This window comes from Pseudoalteromonas sp. NZS71_1, assembly GCF_015864305.1.
Classification (GTDB): domain Bacteria; phylum Pseudomonadota; class Gammaproteobacteria; order Enterobacterales; family Alteromonadaceae; genus Pseudoalteromonas; species Pseudoalteromonas arctica.
Genome location: NZ_JADYXM010000013.1, coordinates 55208 through 71167, shown reverse-complemented (window position 1 = coordinate 71167; position 15960 = coordinate 55208). Strand labels below are relative to the sequence as shown.

The following is a 15960-nucleotide window of genomic DNA, read 5'->3' as shown; positions in this document are numbered from 1 at the left end:
GCAAGCGCCCTTTTAGGCTGCTTGCTTTGTGGTTTTAAAGTATAAACCTACAAACTCACCACAATCATGGCAATGGCTGTACCCAAACCAATAAACCACACTAATGAGCGAATTATATCTAGGTTCATATAGTAAAATACGCAATACAAAATACGCGACACAATATGCGTAACAGCTAGCATTTCGGTCACTGCACCTACAGAGTTAGTACCCAGTACAACTGCAATAGCGACAGCAAAAACAGCAAGCGATTCAAAACAGTTTTGATGAGCAGCGAGCGCCCGTGCACCAAAGCCGGTTAATTTTTTTTGTTGCGCCCTAGGATGTTTATTGTCGTATCGACCTAATTTTGCCATTGCTATAGCAACCGGCACTTTTGCAAAGTAAGGCATTAATACCGCAAGTAATGCACATACAACTAATGTTGTCATAATTTATCCTTTTGATGTTTCGGATAATTTATACCAATCTGATTAAATATGGTATCTATAACTAGGCAAGTATTTATATAGGTATAAGCGTAGTTAAAAGCCGCCAGATACGTTTTATGACGACCCCAGCGGATTAAACAATAAACAGAGCAAAGCAAAGCAAACTAGACTGCCACTCTAATTGTATTAGGAGCATGGCACATGATAAACATGACGCCATAGCTCGAATATATGTCAGTACCTTTGCTTTTAAGCAAGCTTTTGACGCATCATTACTGTGAAATGGGATACACGATAATAAAATAAAAGCATCGATTCTGATGTTTATAAACTAACTCGCCTTTGTTTCAAGCCGAGCCTTACTGTATCAAGAGCATCTCGCAGCGACTTATTTTGATATGATTCTTCTGAGGAGTCATACATTAAGCAAAAATCAGTAAAACCCCCATTTAAGATCTGAACTTCCACATCATGCCCTACTAAACAATCTGGGATTTCAGTCATATAAGGGTCAAATACTTGTACTAACTTTCCTGATTTAGAAGCCCAAGCACTCAGAATATCGTTTATATGTTCATCTCCAAAACTATACCCAATAACGGTTAGTTCAATGATTTCATTCAAGCTTTTCTTAAAGTAATCAAGTAAAGTAGCAGGTGCGATTTGTGACATTTCATTTTTAAACTTATGACCACCAGAAAGCAAAGATCTTCGCAGAAACTGTATTTCCCCAGTATCATCTTCAACGGTTAACTCATTTGTCATGCGATATTGATCACGATGGCAAATCAGACTATTAGCTTTCTCTATAGATATAATTGAATCAATATGACCACCAACGTACTGACCTAAAGCCTTAGCTTTAATGAAGTAGTCCATGTCTTCAATCGCAAATATATCCAGTGAGCCATGTAATTTTACAAGATTAAACCCAAGTGAACTTCCTTTAAAGAAGTTAAATTCGCCACTTTCTAATTGTTTAGATGATATTGACGAAAATGGAGCTACATTTCCAAAGCCTCGATAGTCATCATAGAACCCGTCGGAGAATGGGATCGATAGATATGTACACACTTCTTCGAATACTACGTCATGATTTAATGAGCACACTAAAGTGGGTTCTCTTTTAGAAAGGTACTCTTTCAGACCATAATAATTTTTTATACGATGAGTCAGTAACTCTTTGATTAAACTTTGATCCTCTAGAAGTAAAAGCTGGATCGTTTCTATTAACTGAATAATGATACCGTGAACAGCATCCCTTTTATCAACATTACCTCGAGAGTTAAGATAGATATCCTCAAGGTGTGCGACTATTTGCTCGTAGTGCAAATCATGATTTTCAAATAACGAAATGAACTCGTTTTTCAACTCTGAGTCATTTTTGAAATTAAAAAGGTTTGAATCTAACCGTTTTAAGATAACTCGCCTTAGCACATTAGTAAATTCCCATACTAATGGCATGCCTACTTCGTAAGACGCTCCAGCTCCCAAAAATAAAGCTTTCATCAAACCTCCAAACCTAACAAGCCTGTAGATTAACTCGTTTTTTATTTGTTTTTATTAATAAACAAACCATAGCTGAGTTCCTATTTTGGTTCAATCGACAACTGACTTTCACGTAAAATTTAAAAAGCGCTTTATAGGTTGCTTTAATGGACGTTTTGGAAGGGATTACAGGTGTCTGTGTGGCTTTATTGAGCTTAAAAGGTCTACCCTTCTTAATGCATCGTGTTTTGCAGCTTTTCTATATAGCAGCTAAACTAGACAGCCACTCTAATGGTAAAAACTAAACTGGTTCACTGAATCTACCTTTCAGATTAAAAATGTATCTTTTATCGCAGGGTTACTTTCATCCCACCTATTAAATGAATCATTATCGCTATTAAAACCTAAATTACACGTATCGGAATGGCTGCATGATTGCACTTTTAATTTTTAACTCTGTGGTTTTAAATTTCCGCCTGTAGCTTTTCGCAGTTACTAATATAAGCTCAAACGGCAACCCTTTTGCTATAACCTGGCGCGACATCCCAGCAAAGCGAAGCCGTTTTTTTATGCTGGTATGGTCTGGCTCTTCTGGTACTTTTGCCATTTTAGCTCTGCTCGGGTTTAAACCGCCATATAGTCGGAAAGTGCGGCTTCGTCCAAAAGTGTTTGTTAATTCTCACGATAAGAACTAGGCAAGTATTTATATAGGTATAAGCGCAATAAAAAAGCCGCCAGATACGTTTTATGACAAACTCTGGCGGCTAACAATAACATCAGGCTTACTATAGCTAAATTTATCCTCAAACCCGTGCGACATAATGTCGCAGATGATGAATATTCAACATCATAGTTAATGCATCGCTTTACTTCACAAAGCTTGTTAACTTTACTGCCTTACATTTTAACGATGACGACCATGACCTGGATATTTTTCACTTTTTTAGCCGCCTTTATGCAAGCATGGCGTAATGCCTTGCAAAGTAAATTAAGTAACGATGTGAGTGTGGCTGGCGTAACCCTCTCTCGCTTTATTATTGCAGGCCCTATTGCTGCCGTGTATTTATATGGCCTTTATCAATATCAAGATACCGCCATGCCTACGTTTAATAATGCCTTTTGGGGATTTATTGTAGGCGCAAGTGTTATGCAAATACTTGCCACTGGTTTAATGGTTAAGTTATTTAAAATGAATAATTACGCCGTAGGTGCTGGTCTTGCCAAAAGCGAGGCGTTAGTGGCTGCTATTTTAGGTGTATTATTTTTTGGCTCGGCACTTTCTTTACTCGGTTGGCTTGGTGTGTTTTTTGGCGCTATTGCCGTATTGCTACTCAGCGGCATAACAAGCGTTAAACACTTTAATGCTAAAACGGCATTACTAGGCCTTGCTTGTGGTACTTGCTTTGCACTTACCTCACTGTGGGTACGTGAAGCGAGCTTAAATTCAGGATTATTATTCCCACACTCAGCCGCTTGGGTTTTGCTGTTTGTAATTAGCTTACAAACACTAATACTACTGGGCTATTTATTATTAAAAGAGCCGCAAACGCTCAGTAAATTGTGGTACTACAAAGGCACTACAGCCGCTATTAGTGTTTTTAGTTGTATCGGCTCTATTGGCTGGTTTAGTGCAATGAGCTTACAACATGTTGCTTACGTTAAAACACTTGGACAGGTTGAAGTATTTTTTACCATGCTAATTGCCGTACTTTGGTTAAAGCAGCCACTTAAAAAACAAGATACTGCAGGCTTAATACTCATAGCCATTGCCGCTGTTTTGGTTATGTTGCCGAATTAATGGCAACATAAAAAAGCGCAGGCTTTTATACCTGCGCTATTCATAATTAAGCGTTTATTCAAATTACCAATTAAGAGCTTATTTTAAGTGTTATCACACCGCTAATAATCATTAATACTCCCGCAATACGACCAAATGTAGCTGCATCGTTATAAAACAATATACCTACTAAAAACGTACCCGCAGCGCCAATACCTGTCCACACCGCGTATGAGGTGCCCATTGATATTTGCCTTTGCGCAAGCCACAACATAAAACCACTAGCGACTAAAAATGCCACCGCTATTGCGATGCCCTGCCAGCGAGTATCTGAGTTTTGCGAAATTTTTAAACCTATCGGCCAGCCAATTTCAAGTAAACCGGCAATAACCAAATAAATCCACGCCATTAAACATCTCTCTTTTTCAATATAACTTCATATAAATCTTCGCGGCGATCTTTTAAGTTACGCACTGTGCCTTCGCTGTGAAGAATTTTTAACTTATCCATATCAAGGTCACTAAATAACAGCATTTCTGTATTAGGTGTGGCTTCGTTAAGTGTTGCATCGTGCGGGAACGAAAAGTCCGATGGCGTTAACACAGCCGATTGTGAGTACTGCACATCAAGGCTTTCTACTTGTGGTAAGTTACCTACCGAGCCTGCAATAACCACATAACATTCGTTTTCTATTGCACGCGCTTGTGCACAATGGCGCACACGTAAGTAGCTGTTTTTAGTGTCGGTCCAAAATGGGACAAACAAAATATCTAACCCTTGTTTTGCTAATATGCGTGAAAGCTCAGGAAACTCTACGTCATAACAAATTTGAATACCTACACGCCCAGCATCGGTTTCAAATACAGCAATTTTGTCGCCGCCTTGAATAACCCAATCGTTTTGTTCATGCGGGGTAATATGTATTTTACGTTGCTCGTCTATTTTACCGCTGCGGTGGCATAAATAACTTACGTTATAAATTTTATCGTCTTCGGCAAGCGGCATAGAGCCGGTAATAATATTGGCGTTGTATTCTATTGCCATACGCGACATCGCGTTTTTAAACGTTTCGGTATATTCCGCTAAATAACGAATCGCTTCAGTTTGGTTGCTTTGATTTCCTAAGCCCATTAATGGCGCGTTAAAAAATTCAGGGAATAGTATAAAGTCGCTTTTGTAGTCTGATACGGTATCTACAAAGTATTCAACCTGCTTTAGCATTTCTTCAACCGATTCAACACAACGCATTTGCCATTGCACAGCACCTACACGCACGATTGATTTAGTTGACTCGAGTACAGTGTCGGTTGGTTCATACATAATGTTATTCCACTCAAGTAAAGTGGCGTAACCAACTGACTCTTGATCCTCCGGTAGGTACTTTTTAAGTAAACGCTTTACCTGAAAATCGTTAGATAACTGAAAGCTTAAAATAGGATCGTATAGCTCTCTCTGATCTACTTTTGCAATGTATTCCATTGGCGTCATTTCACTACTGTGATTGTAATAACGTGGAATACGACCACCCGCTAAAATAGCGCGTAGGTTATATTGGCGGCACAGTTCTTTACGGGCATCATAAAGGCGACGACCTAATCGCATGCCTCTGTGAGTTTCGCTAATGGCCACATCTAAGCCGTATAGCGCATCGCCGTCGGTATCGCTAAATACACGGTCGTGACCATCTGCAATGTCTTCGTACGTATGCGGGTTTGAAAAACGTGTGTAATCAACTTGTACACTTAATGCTAAGCCCACCAGCACACCGTCATCTACAATACCTATTTGCCCTTCAGGAAATTGGTCTATTAATCTAAAAATGGTATGACTTGGCCACGCACCACCTAAGTCGGGATACGCTTGATCCATCAAGGTTTTAATTTGCGGATATTGCTCTCTGGTTAAGTTACAAATTTCAAGATGGGTTTTTTCTGCCGACATACACAACTCCTTTAGGCATAAGAAAATAAAAGCCGAATGTACGCTCGATTAAATCAAGAATACACTCAGCTTTGTATCATGTTTTTTACTTTAGATGTACTACTTTAAACTGCGATAAAAGAGTGTGGTTACTTTCTCTTTTGGTAACCAGCCTGCGTATTCAAGACCAAGTTCTGCCAATGGATCGGCTTTAAGTACTTGCTCTAAGCTTGCATTATTTTGCATTGCTTTTAGCATTACGTCTTTCGCGTTTTGAACTAGTTTACCATACGCTATCAGTCCTGAACGGTCACTTACCTTACCGTGTCCTGGTATTACTTTAGTGTTGTCGTCAATTTGTTTAACTACATCGTCTACTGCCGCTAAAATACCATCAACGCTACCGCCACTATCTACATCAACAAACGGTAAGCTGCCAAAATTAAAGTAAATATCGCCCATGTGCACTATGTTGTCGTTACTAAAAAAGACAACCGAGTCTCCATCGGTATGTGCATGTTCGTAATGCACTACATGGGCATGTTCATTATTAAAATGCAGTTTTAAATCGTGACCAAAACTAATGCGCGGTAAAAAGTCTGACCCTTCGCCATGCTGCTCTTCTAAACGTTTATGTACATTGTCGTGTGCTATAACGTGCGCACCCGCTTTAGCAAAGTTTTCGTTGCCACCGGTATGATCGCCATGATGATGCGTATTAATAACAAACTCTGCACTGCCTGGTTTTAAATCGCTAATCGTTTTTTTAATATCATCTGAGAGTTTGGCAAACTGATCATCAATAATATAAATGCCATCATCACCTACACTTGCTGCAATATTACCGCCTTGCCCAAATAATACGTATACATGCTCACTTAGCTTTTGTGCTGTTACTGGTCCCTCGTCGGCTTGCGCTGCTGTACTTAGTAATAAACCTGTTATTAATGCGGGTAGTATTTTTTTCATTTTTGTTCTCTGTTGTATGAATTAATAAATATAGAACGTTTTTATCACTATTTAAGCTCACTCACTTATCACTTAAACGTTATTTAATAGGACTTATGACTATTTGATGCATAAGTGTTTGCGGCAATAAAGGTGTATGTTTACCCTCTACGTAATCACTAAAACCCGCTCTATAAAATTCAGATAATGGATGCCCCGATTGCCCACCAGGAATAGCCATAATTGCATGCTCTAAATGCCCAGGTTGAGCAATAAAGCGTTGCGATGCGCCAAAACTACGCCCTTGTACGGCGGGCATGTAGCTATCACCAAAACCCGTAGCTGTAGGCATATTTAATAACTTAGCAAGTAACGGCATTTGCTTTGCAAATGGATGCTCTATCACTAACTCATTTACCTTGCCCCACTGCCAGCTTTGTACGTTATTGCCAAATTGTTCTGTAAGCTTAGTAATAGTTTGGTTAAATGCACCGTGTAATTGTGCATCCCAGCTTTTAAATTGCGGGTTTATCCACGTATCGGGTTTGTTATTAATAAGCTGCCATACTGCGGGCTCTAAATCTCGTTTTACGTATTTAAGTGTGCCTTGTTGTTTATTTAATTGGCTTTCAATATTACTAAATAAAATATTAATCACTTCATCGCGGTAGCGCTTAACTAAGGTATACCCTATGGAGGTTGAACACGCACATTGCTGCCAATTTTCGAGCGCTGTTATATATTGCTGATTTTTAGTTGTATCGGTTTTTAATTGCTTTAATAGCAAAGCATGCCAAGGCATTAAAAAGCGAGCCTGATTATCGAGCTGTAGTGCGTAAAAGTCGCTCTCTGCAAATGTTTGTTTTTCAAATAATCTATCGCGAATTTGGCTCGAACGTGCACCGAGTGCATAGCCACCATTGCCAAAACGGGCGTTATCCTCAGCCGATACCACGCGAGAATTACCAGTCCATAATCTGCCGCTTTGTGGGTTTTTAATAAAGGGACGTTCTAATTCGGTTTGCTGCCAAAGCACTGAGTAGTCATCGGCATTTACACCGAGCTCACTTGGCGTTTTACGAGCCGGTATACCGCCCATATTTTTCCACGCTGCGCTACCAAGGCTGTCGACCACCATTAGGTTTTGCACAGGTATTCCTACATCGCTTGCTACAGCAAGTGCATCATCTACTGTTTTGGCTTGCTCTAACTTTAAGAGTTGCATATTAACGGCGTAAGGCTGATGTGCAGCCCAGCTCAATGCATAAGGTTTTTCGTTAATGTATTTTACAGGGCCATATTCGCTGAGTAGTAATGAATAGTTTTCAACCTCCCCATCGGGTAATGCAATAGGTTCATCTACTTGCCATGTTTTACTATCATCGTTTAATGCAATCCAATCGGCTGTATCTAAATAACCGTTAGTAAATCCCCATGCAACATTGTTGTTAGTGCCAACAACAATGGCAGGTGCTCCGGGCAGCGATACACCGGTCACCTGAGTCTGCTCACCACTGTGCATGTAATTTAATTGTGCCCTGTACCAAATTACAGGTACTGCCATCGATAAATGCATATCATCCGACACCATACCCGCACCTGTTTTAGTAAGCGTTCCCGTAACAGCCCAGTTATTACTGCCGCGCTCTTGGTTGGCTTCAATACTTTTAACTGTATGCTCTGTTTGAGTGGGAAAAGTAGGTATACCGGCGTTATAAGGCGTTAATTTACTGCCATCAAGTGCGGCTTGGTACTTACTTGGTTGCGTTAAAAAATCAACCATTTGCTTTGTGTACGCTTGCTCAATTTGAATGAGTGCTTGGTCACGTTCAAATGTCGCGCTTTGTAAATCAAGGTACATGCTAAATATCACAAGTAGGCTGTCTTCGCTTTGCCATGGCTTTTGTGTTGCACCTGTTAGTAAATATTCAAAGCTTGAATACCCTACTTGCGCTAAACCTTCGTTTACACCTTGAGCGTAACTTTTAAGTAATTGCTTATCGGTCTCAGCCAGCGTTTGTAAAATAATTTGGCTGCGTTTACGCAATTGATGAAAACGCATTTTTTTATCGAGCCCCAACGCGGCTTCGCCAAATAATTCACTTAACTCGCCTGCGGCATTACGTCTTAGTAAATCCATTTGAAAAAATCGGTCTTGCCCATGCGCATAACCTAAACCATAGGCAGCGTCGTTTCGGCTATTGGCGTTTATTACTGCTTGCCCTAGTGCATCGCGCGAAATTTTTACAGGATCTACTACCGCGTTACTACGTCCGTTTCCATCAAGGGCAGGTAAACTTAAACTAAGCACACCATAAACAACGGCGGTACTTGCCAGCCCTAAAATCACAATTAATAATAACAAGCGTTTGATTACTTTAAACATCAACCTTTCCTTTGCACGTTTTGACCAAGCGTTAAGAACATATAATAACCACAGTTTTATTAAATAATAATGTTCTTGCTCGCAAAGGGTGAAATAAACATCAAAATCCACGATAATGTCAGCTCCACACATCGTGCAGAACTAGTTGAGATCAATATGACTGAAAAAACATTTATCAAAGGTAAAGACCGCGACCTAGAATCGTCAATCTCTACCATGCAAAACAAGCTTGAAGCCCTACACATTAATGTTGAAGAAGCGCTTTGGCTTAACCCTGTAGCTAACTGTTATTCGGTTCATATAAAAGACAGTGACTGCGGTGTTATGTTTACCAATGGTAAAGGCGCAACCGACAAAGCCTCTATTGCCTCAGCACTCGGTGAATACTTTGAGCGTTTAAGCTGTAACTACTTTTTTGCAGACTTTTATCTAGGTGAAGAATTTGCCAATGGCGAGTTTACTCATTACCCAACCGAAAAATGGTTTAAAGTTGAAGGCGACGAAGTACCACAAGGTATTATGGATGAAAGCTTATGGGATTACTTTGACCCAGAGCGCGAACTTAACGCATCACATCTCTTTGATTTTAACTCAGGCAATATTGATCGTGGCATTTGTACCCTGCCCTACACTCGCCAACGCGATAACCAAGACGTATACATTCCGGTAAACGTTATTGGTAATATTTTTGTATCTAACGGTATGAGCGCAGGTAACACAAAATTTGAAGCGCGCGTACAAGGTTTATCAGAAGTATTTGAACGCGCTATTAAAAACCGCATCATCGCCGAAGGCATTTGTTTACCAATCGTGCCTGAAGACGTTGTTAAGCAATATCCTAAAATTCACGAAGCGTGTGAAGAGCTTCGCAGCCATGGCTTTCATTTACGTATTGCCGATGCATCACTTGGGGGGATTTACCCAGTAATGAGCGTAACGCTTATTAACCCAACTGATGGTTCTGTATTTGCTTCTTTTGGTGCTCACCCATCATTTGAAGTTGCACTTGAGCGTACCGTTACTGAGTTACTACAAGGTCGTCGTCTTGATCAGCTAGATGTATTCCAACCTGCAACATTTGATAACGATGAAGTAGCAACACCAGAAAACATTGAACTGCACTTTATCGATTCAAGCGGTTTGATTTCGCATGATTTCTTCCGTGCAAAACCTGACTTTGAATTTGTACACTGGGACTTTAGCGGCACAACAGAGCAAGAATATAACTTCTGTACTGACCTGATTCACAGCATGGATCACGATATATACATCATGGATTACACGCACCTAAACGTATACGCATGTCGTATTTTAGTACCGGGCATGTCAGATATTTATCCAGTTGATGAGCTTATTTGGCGCAACAACAACGAAGGCGCAAAATTTCGCGAAGCATTCCTATCGCTTGATCAGTACGATGCAGAGCAATGGATGGAAATTTACGACAGCCTAGAAGAAGCCGGTCATAGCGATATTATCCGCGCCGCAGAGTTTATTGGTTTAGCAACCGATGCCGACACACCATGGCACACACTGCGTATAGGTGAGCTTAAAGCGCATCTATGTTTAGCTGCTGGCAGCGAAGAAGCAATCGATTGGGTTGATTGGATACTTCATACAGGTCAAGTAAACGAAGATGCAATGCGCCATTTTCGCTGTTTAAAAGCGATTCTTGAAATTAAATACGATGACGAGCGCGAATACGCCGATTATCAAGATGCTTTAGGCTTAATGTTTGGTGCTAATAATGTAGCGCTGGCTATAGAAATTGCCGAGGGTGAAAAGCAGTTTAACGGTTTAACTTTCCCAGGTTTATCGCTTGAAGGCTTTAAAAAGCATGCGGCACTACTTGATGGTTACCGTAAATTACACGTAGCAAAGCAAAATCATTGGGCGCGTGAAGTTAGCGATAGCTAAACTACTAATTATAAAAAATAAACGGCGCATTTGTTAATGCGCCGTTTTCATTTGTGTCATAAATTAGCTATAGTTAATTTGCCTAAATTAACGCCACGATGTAGCTAATGCCACCGTCTAGTAACAACAAAAAAATGAATGTTCATAACTTTAAGCTGACCTTTTGGTTATCGCTTACGCTAACAGCACTAGTTGGGATAGTTCTTGATCGAATTAACTATAATCGTGTTAAAGATACCCATCGTTTGCAAATTCTTTCAGAAGTAAGCACATATAGAGCTCAACTCGAATCTACTTTAGTTTCTAATATTCAACTAGTACGAGGTTTAGGTGTTGCCGTTGCTGCAGAACCTGATTTAACACAAGAACGCTTTGCACAAATTGCCGCCCCTCTTTTTAAAACATCAAACGAGTTACGTAGTATTGCCGGTGCTCCAAACATGATTATTCAAATGAGCTATCCGCTAAAAGAAAACCAAAAAGCAATTGGTCTTAACTTTTTAAAAAATGAAAAACAGCGCGAAAATGCAATTAGAGCTCGCGATACAAATACAATAGTTATGGCGGGCCCTCTCACTTTAGAGCAAGGTGATTTAGCGCTAGTGGCACGCGTTCCTGTTTATTTACAAACGGATAATACCTTTTGGGGTTTATTATCCGTTGTTTTAGATATTGAAAAAGTATATGTGAATTCAGGAATTCACGAACTCGAAAAAGAATACACCATAGCTATACAAGGGCGTAATGGATTAGGTAAAAAGGGCGAATTTTTTTACGGAGATCAAAGTATTACAAACATGAACCCGATTGAATTCACTTTAAATTTCCAAGGTGGCAACTGGCAACTCTATGTCGTTCCTAAGGTAGGCTGGAGCCCTCCTAACTCAGCTATATGGCCACTACGCTTAGCAATAATAATTATTTGTGGGCTATTAATTTGGGCATTTTTGTTCTTTTTAAAAATGCTTGAGCGCCAACAACAAAACGAAAAAATGCTCGAAACCATGAGTGATCTAGCTCAAATTGGCGCATGGTCTTTTAACCTCGAAGATCAGCAAGTGTACTGGTCAGATATGACTAAAAAAATATTTAAATACCCCCTTAATACACAACCCGAATGGCCTAAAGATTTAAGCTACTTTGAAAAAGGCACTAGCAGAGAAGCCATTAAACCCTTAATTGAACGTGCTATTAAATATGGTGAAAGCTACGAAGTTGAGCTCGAAATAATAAATACTGAAGGCAACCCGGTTTGGGTGCTTGCACATGGCGAAGCAGAAATGAAAAGCGGGCGCTGTGTAAGAATTTTTGGGTCATTACAAAATATCGATACTCGTAAAAAAATTGAATTAGAAAATAATAAAACCGCGCTGCATAACGAAATTTTAGCTTCACTTACGGTAAATAAATTAATTTTAAACGGTCAATTAAGCCAATCGAAGGACATTATTACGCAAGCTGTTTGCCAAGCATTTAATATTGAACGTGCCAGTATTTTACTTTTTAATAAAGATAAAAGTCAGCTAAACCCTTTTGCTGTACATAGCAAACTTTCACCCGCAAATGAAGTAGAGCCAATTTGGCTTAGACAAAATACGCCTAACTTTTTTAATGCTATAGATCATCAGGCTGTTTTTAATGCTCCTGATACTTTAAATAATCCTATTTTAGAACCTCTCAAAAAACGTTATTTAACACCATTAAACATTAAGTCTATGCTATGCGTAATAATTCCTGCTGGCAGTGGCGTAATAGGAATGGTATGTGCCGAACAGTGTGAATCAAAACGCTATTGGTCTAAAAATGAAGAAAGTTTTTTAATTGCTGTCGCTGCATTAATTGGTAGCTTACATTCAAGCCAACAACGAATAGAAACAGAACAGCAATTAGTTACCGCTAAAGAAGGCGCAGAAAAAGCAGTTGCTGCAAAAAGTGAATTTTTAGCGAGTATGAGCCACGAAATTCGCACTCCAATGAATGGCGTTTTGGGGATGTTAAACATTATAAAGCAAACTCAATTAGATCAGCAGCAAGAGCATCATATTGAACTTGCGCAATCATCAGCGCAATCACTGCTTAATATAATTAACGATATTTTAGATTTTTCAAAGATTGAAGCCGGTAAGCTCGATATTGAAAACGTGCAGTTTAATCTCCCAAGATTATTAGGAGAAGTGGTTGAATCATTTGCCTTAAAAGTAGAGCAAAATAATACCAAACTTATTTTAGATGCCACTCAAATTACAGTGAGTGAAATAATCAGCGATCCAAATAGGTTACGCCAAATTTTAAATAATTTAATTGGTAACGCAGTTAAGTTTACTTTAAATGGAGAGGTGATAGTAACGGCAAAAATAGATGAAACAACCGATGGTTCATTTTTACAATGCTCAGTGATCGACACTGGTATTGGTATTGATCCTAAGCAACGAAGTTCATTATTTGAGTCTTTTACGCAAGCGGATACTTCTACAACTCGCCAATTTGGTGGAACAGGATTGGGTTTAGCGATAGTTAAACAACTTTGCGAACTTATGCATGGCGAAGTGAGTGTAAATAGCATGGTAGGCGAAGGCAGTACGTTTTCTTTCACCATAAAAATACAGCCGCGATTAAGTAAAGAGCAAGATTTACCTAGTCATTTAATTAAAAATAAACGTATTCTTATTATTGATGAATGTGCTTTAAATGCGGGCACCGCAAATAAACAACTCACTGTTTGGGGGGCTACTGTTAATTGCATACATAGCTACCTTGATGTAGCTGATTATCTAAAAAATATAACCATTCAGCCAGATGCTATCTTAGTAGATTACTACTTTTTTGAAAAAGCCACTCCGTCAGATATTGCTACCCTCAAAAACTTTATAGTTATGTACAATTGTAAGTTAGTGATAATGGCTCCTATGAGTTACTCACGAGAAGAGTCAAAGCTTGGTATGGAGGTCAACAGTATGATTTTCAAACCACTCACCCCCTCTGATTTATTTGACTCGCTAACAAACGAAAAATATATAGAACAACAACAAAATCAAGCGCAACTACAAAATAAACTAACTAAAGCAACAACAGTTGATTCATCAGAACCAACTATTTTATTAGTTGAAGATAATAAAATTAACCAAGTTGTTGCTTCTGCTTTATTAAAACAAGCAGGAGTGGTTTTTGATATTGCTGAAAATGGGCTTGAGGCAATTGTAAAACTCAATGCAAAACAAGGGAAACCATACAAGCTAGTTTTAATGGATTGCCAAATGCCTGAAATGGATGGCTACCAAGCAACTAAAGCTATTAGAGAAGGCGATGCGGGTAAAGGTAATGAAAATATTACTATTATTGCATTAACAGCCAATGCCATGCAGGGCGATAAAGAAAAATGCTTAGCCGCAGGCATGAACGACTATTTAAGTAAGCCTCTCGATTTAGCTGCATTACAACCAAAGCTTCAACAATGGCTTGGTACTCAATAAAGGTGTAAGCTAATAAAATACGCTTACTAATTTGAGATTATTTATGCAGTTATCAGCAAATCAACAACGTATTATTGGGTGTTTATTAGAAAAACAAAGTACCACGCCGGAGCACTATCCTTTATCTTTAAATGGATTGGTCAATGCGTGTAATCAAAAATCAAATCGCGACCCAGTTTTGAGCTTAACCGAAAGCGATGTACAAAATACACTTGATGAATTAATAGAATTGCGTTTAGTTACCATTGATGAAGGGCTTTCTGGTCGAGTAAATAAATACGATCATCGTTTTTGTAATACCGAGTTTAGTAATCTGCAATTTTCTGCTCAGCAACGTGCCATTGTTTGTTTATTACTTTTACGTGGTGCCCAAACCCCAGGTGAATTAAGAACTCGCAGTGCTAGGCTTGCTGATTTTAATAACGTAAATGAAGTAGAAACAGCGCTCAATAAACTGATTGAAAGCGATTACGCCCGTAAATTAGAACGAGAAGCAGGTAAACGCGACAGCCGATACATTCATTTATTTGGCGAACAACAAAATAATCCCGCCGATGCCTTTGTTGCTCTACCAAGCGAAGTAATTAAAGATAAAGAATTAAGTGATTTACTGGCAGAAGTAGAAGAATTAAAAGTAGAGCTTCGCAGAATAAAAGCTCATTTAAAACTTTAATTAATTAAAACTAAATCACATAATAAGTTTATTGCGTATCACATATTAAATTTTATAAGGAGCTGGCAATGCGCGCCGAAATTATGGCTGAAATGAAGGTTCAGCCAACTATTGATGTAAATGCTGAGATAACTCGCCGGGTTGCTTTTATTAAAGCACGTTTAGTAGCAGCTCACTCACGATCACTAATATTGGGTATTAGTGGTGGTGTTGACTCATCAACTTGTGGCCGCTTATGTCAACTTGCCGTAAACGAGCTAAATAAAGAACACGATACTGACAAATACCAATTTATTGCTGTGCGCTTACCTTATGGCGTACAAGCCGATGAAGACGAAGCGCAAATGGCGGTTGATTTTATCCAGCCAAGTAAACGTATGACCGTAAACGTACAACCTGCTGCTGATGCACTGCATGAGCAAGCGATAGCTGCTGTAGTTGGCTGTGGTGAAGCACTGCCTGAGCAAGCTCAGATAGATTTTATTAAAGGTAATGTTAAAGCACGCCAACGTATGGTTGCTCAGTACGAAATTGCAGGTTTTTGCCAAGGCTTAGTAGTGGGTACCGATCATAGTGCTGAAAACATTACTGGTTTTTATACTAAATTTGGTGACGGCGCGTGCGATTTAGCTCCGCTATTTGGTTTATCAAAACGCCAAGTGCGTGCACTTGCTACTGCACTCGGTGCCCCAGCTTTATTAGTAGAAAAAGCACCTACAGCTGATTTAGAAAGCGACCGCCCAGGCTTAACAGATGAAGAAGCACTTGGTTTGAGCTATGAGCAAATTGATGACTTTTTAGAAGGTAAATCTGTTTCTAAAGACGTTGAACAAAAGCTTGTAAGTATTTACATGCGTACACAACATAAGCGCCAACCAATTCCGACAATTTACGATTAATGTTTTAGTAAATAAAATAAAGCAATTAACGCCTTTGAGGATTAATTGCTT

At 39.2% G+C, this 15960-nt stretch carries 12 protein-coding genes; 5 read left to right on the top strand and 7 right to left on the bottom strand.

Going from position 1 to position 15960, the window contains the following annotated elements; all coding sequences use genetic code 11:
* Window positions 1-47 precede the first annotated feature (47 nt).
* The 3 genes from I6F43_RS16280 to I6F43_RS16270 form a co-directional block, all read right to left on the bottom strand.
* Window positions 48-431 carry an MAPEG family protein gene (locus I6F43_RS16280; protein WP_010554555.1) on the bottom strand — a complete coding sequence of 128 codons (384 nt, stop codon included), beginning with the start codon at window positions 429-431 and terminating at the stop codon, window positions 48-50.
* Window positions 432-755: 324 nt separating this feature from the next.
* Window positions 756-1940, bottom strand: a complete 1185-nt coding sequence (locus I6F43_RS16275; protein ID WP_197103189.1) for a hypothetical protein — start codon at window positions 1938-1940, stop codon at window positions 756-758.
* Window positions 1941-2328: 388 nt separating this feature from the next.
* Window positions 2329-2526 carry a hypothetical protein gene (locus I6F43_RS16270; protein ID WP_197103223.1) on the bottom strand — a complete coding sequence of 66 codons (198 nt, stop codon included), beginning with the start codon at window positions 2524-2526 and terminating at the stop codon, window positions 2329-2331.
* Between the two features lie 312 nt (window positions 2527-2838).
* Between I6F43_RS16270 and I6F43_RS16265 the strand changes: the two genes are divergently transcribed.
* Window positions 2839-3717: a DMT family transporter gene (locus I6F43_RS16265; protein ID WP_197103186.1), complete on the top strand. Its 879-nt coding sequence runs from the start codon at window positions 2839-2841 to the stop codon at window positions 3715-3717.
* Between the two features lie 70 nt (window positions 3718-3787).
* On the opposite strand, the gene I6F43_RS16260 is transcribed toward I6F43_RS16265, so the two are convergent.
* The 4 genes from I6F43_RS16260 to I6F43_RS16245 form a co-directional block, all read right to left on the bottom strand.
* A complete protein-coding gene (locus I6F43_RS16260) occupies window positions 3788-4105 on the bottom strand; it encodes a DMT family transporter (protein WP_007580521.1) in 318 nt (105 codons plus the stop codon).
* Window positions 4105-5637: a bifunctional GNAT family N-acetyltransferase/carbon-nitrogen hydrolase family protein gene (locus tag I6F43_RS16255; RefSeq protein ID WP_010554553.1), complete on the bottom strand. Its 1533-nt coding sequence runs from the start codon at window positions 5635-5637 to the stop codon at window positions 4105-4107. The genes I6F43_RS16260 and I6F43_RS16255 overlap by 1 nt, the downstream gene beginning before the upstream one ends.
* Window positions 5638-5736: 99 nt before the next feature.
* Window positions 5737-6585 carry an MBL fold metallo-hydrolase gene (locus I6F43_RS16250; protein ID WP_007580517.1) on the bottom strand — a complete coding sequence of 283 codons (849 nt, stop codon included), beginning with the start codon at window positions 6583-6585 and terminating at the stop codon, window positions 5737-5739.
* A gap of 79 nt (window positions 6586-6664) precedes the next feature.
* Window positions 6665-8950 carry a penicillin acylase family protein gene (locus tag I6F43_RS16245; protein ID WP_197103184.1) on the bottom strand — a complete coding sequence of 762 codons (2286 nt, stop codon included), beginning with the start codon at window positions 8948-8950 and terminating at the stop codon, window positions 6665-6667.
* A gap of 156 nt (window positions 8951-9106) precedes the next feature.
* Here I6F43_RS16245 and ycaO point away from each other — a divergent pair, with 156 nt between their 5' ends.
* The 4 genes from ycaO (at window position 9107) to nadE (ending at window position 15909) form a co-directional block, all read left to right on the top strand.
* Window positions 9107-10867, top strand: a complete 1761-nt coding sequence (gene ycaO, locus I6F43_RS16240) for a 30S ribosomal protein S12 methylthiotransferase accessory factor YcaO (protein ID WP_197103182.1) — start codon at window positions 9107-9109, stop codon at window positions 10865-10867.
* Window positions 10868-10974: 107 nt separating this feature from the next.
* Entirely contained in the window at window positions 10975-14337 is a 3363-nt protein-coding gene (locus I6F43_RS16235) for an ATP-binding protein (protein WP_197103180.1), read from the top strand.
* Between the two features lie 43 nt (window positions 14338-14380).
* Window positions 14381-15010 carry a YceH family protein gene (locus tag I6F43_RS16230; RefSeq protein WP_197103178.1) on the top strand — a complete coding sequence of 210 codons (630 nt, stop codon included), beginning with the start codon at window positions 14381-14383 and terminating at the stop codon, window positions 15008-15010.
* Between the two features lie 68 nt (window positions 15011-15078).
* Window positions 15079-15909 (top strand): ammonia-dependent NAD(+) synthetase, encoded by an 831-nt coding sequence (gene nadE / locus I6F43_RS16225; RefSeq protein ID WP_165722692.1) that lies wholly within the window; start codon window positions 15079-15081, stop codon window positions 15907-15909.
* Window positions 15910-15960 lie beyond the last annotated feature (51 nt).

Coding starts and splice junctions, on each gene's coding strand:
- I6F43_RS16245 (WP_197103184.1), bottom strand. CDS start 8,950: ATGTTTAAAGTAATCAAACGCTTGTTATTATTAATTGTGATTTTAGGG.
- I6F43_RS16235 (WP_197103180.1), top strand. CDS start 10,975: ATGCCACCGTCTAGTAACAACAAAAAAATGAATGTTCATAACTTTAAG.
- I6F43_RS16280 (WP_010554555.1), bottom strand. CDS start 431: ATGACAACATTAGTTGTATGTGCATTACTTGCGGTATTAATGCCTTAC.
- I6F43_RS16230 (WP_197103178.1), top strand. CDS start 14,381: ATGCAGTTATCAGCAAATCAACAACGTATTATTGGGTGTTTATTAGAA.
- I6F43_RS16260 (WP_007580521.1), bottom strand. CDS start 4,105: ATGGCGTGGATTTATTTGGTTATTGCCGGTTTACTTGAAATTGGCTGG.
- nadE (WP_165722692.1), top strand. CDS start 15,079: ATGCGCGCCGAAATTATGGCTGAAATGAAGGTTCAGCCAACTATTGAT.
- I6F43_RS16255 (WP_010554553.1), bottom strand. CDS start 5,637: ATGTCGGCAGAAAAAACCCATCTTGAAATTTGTAACTTAACCAGAGAG.
- I6F43_RS16250 (WP_007580517.1), bottom strand. CDS start 6,585: ATGAAAAAAATACTACCCGCATTAATAACAGGTTTATTACTAAGTACA.
- I6F43_RS16275 (WP_197103189.1), bottom strand. CDS start 1,940: ATGAAAGCTTTATTTTTGGGAGCTGGAGCGTCTTACGAAGTAGGCATG.
- I6F43_RS16265 (WP_197103186.1), top strand. CDS start 2,839: ATGACCTGGATATTTTTCACTTTTTTAGCCGCCTTTATGCAAGCATGG.
- I6F43_RS16270 (WP_197103223.1), bottom strand. CDS start 2,526: ATGGCAAAAGTACCAGAAGAGCCAGACCATACCAGCATAAAAAAACGG.
- ycaO (WP_197103182.1), top strand. CDS start 9,107: ATGACTGAAAAAACATTTATCAAAGGTAAAGACCGCGACCTAGAATCG.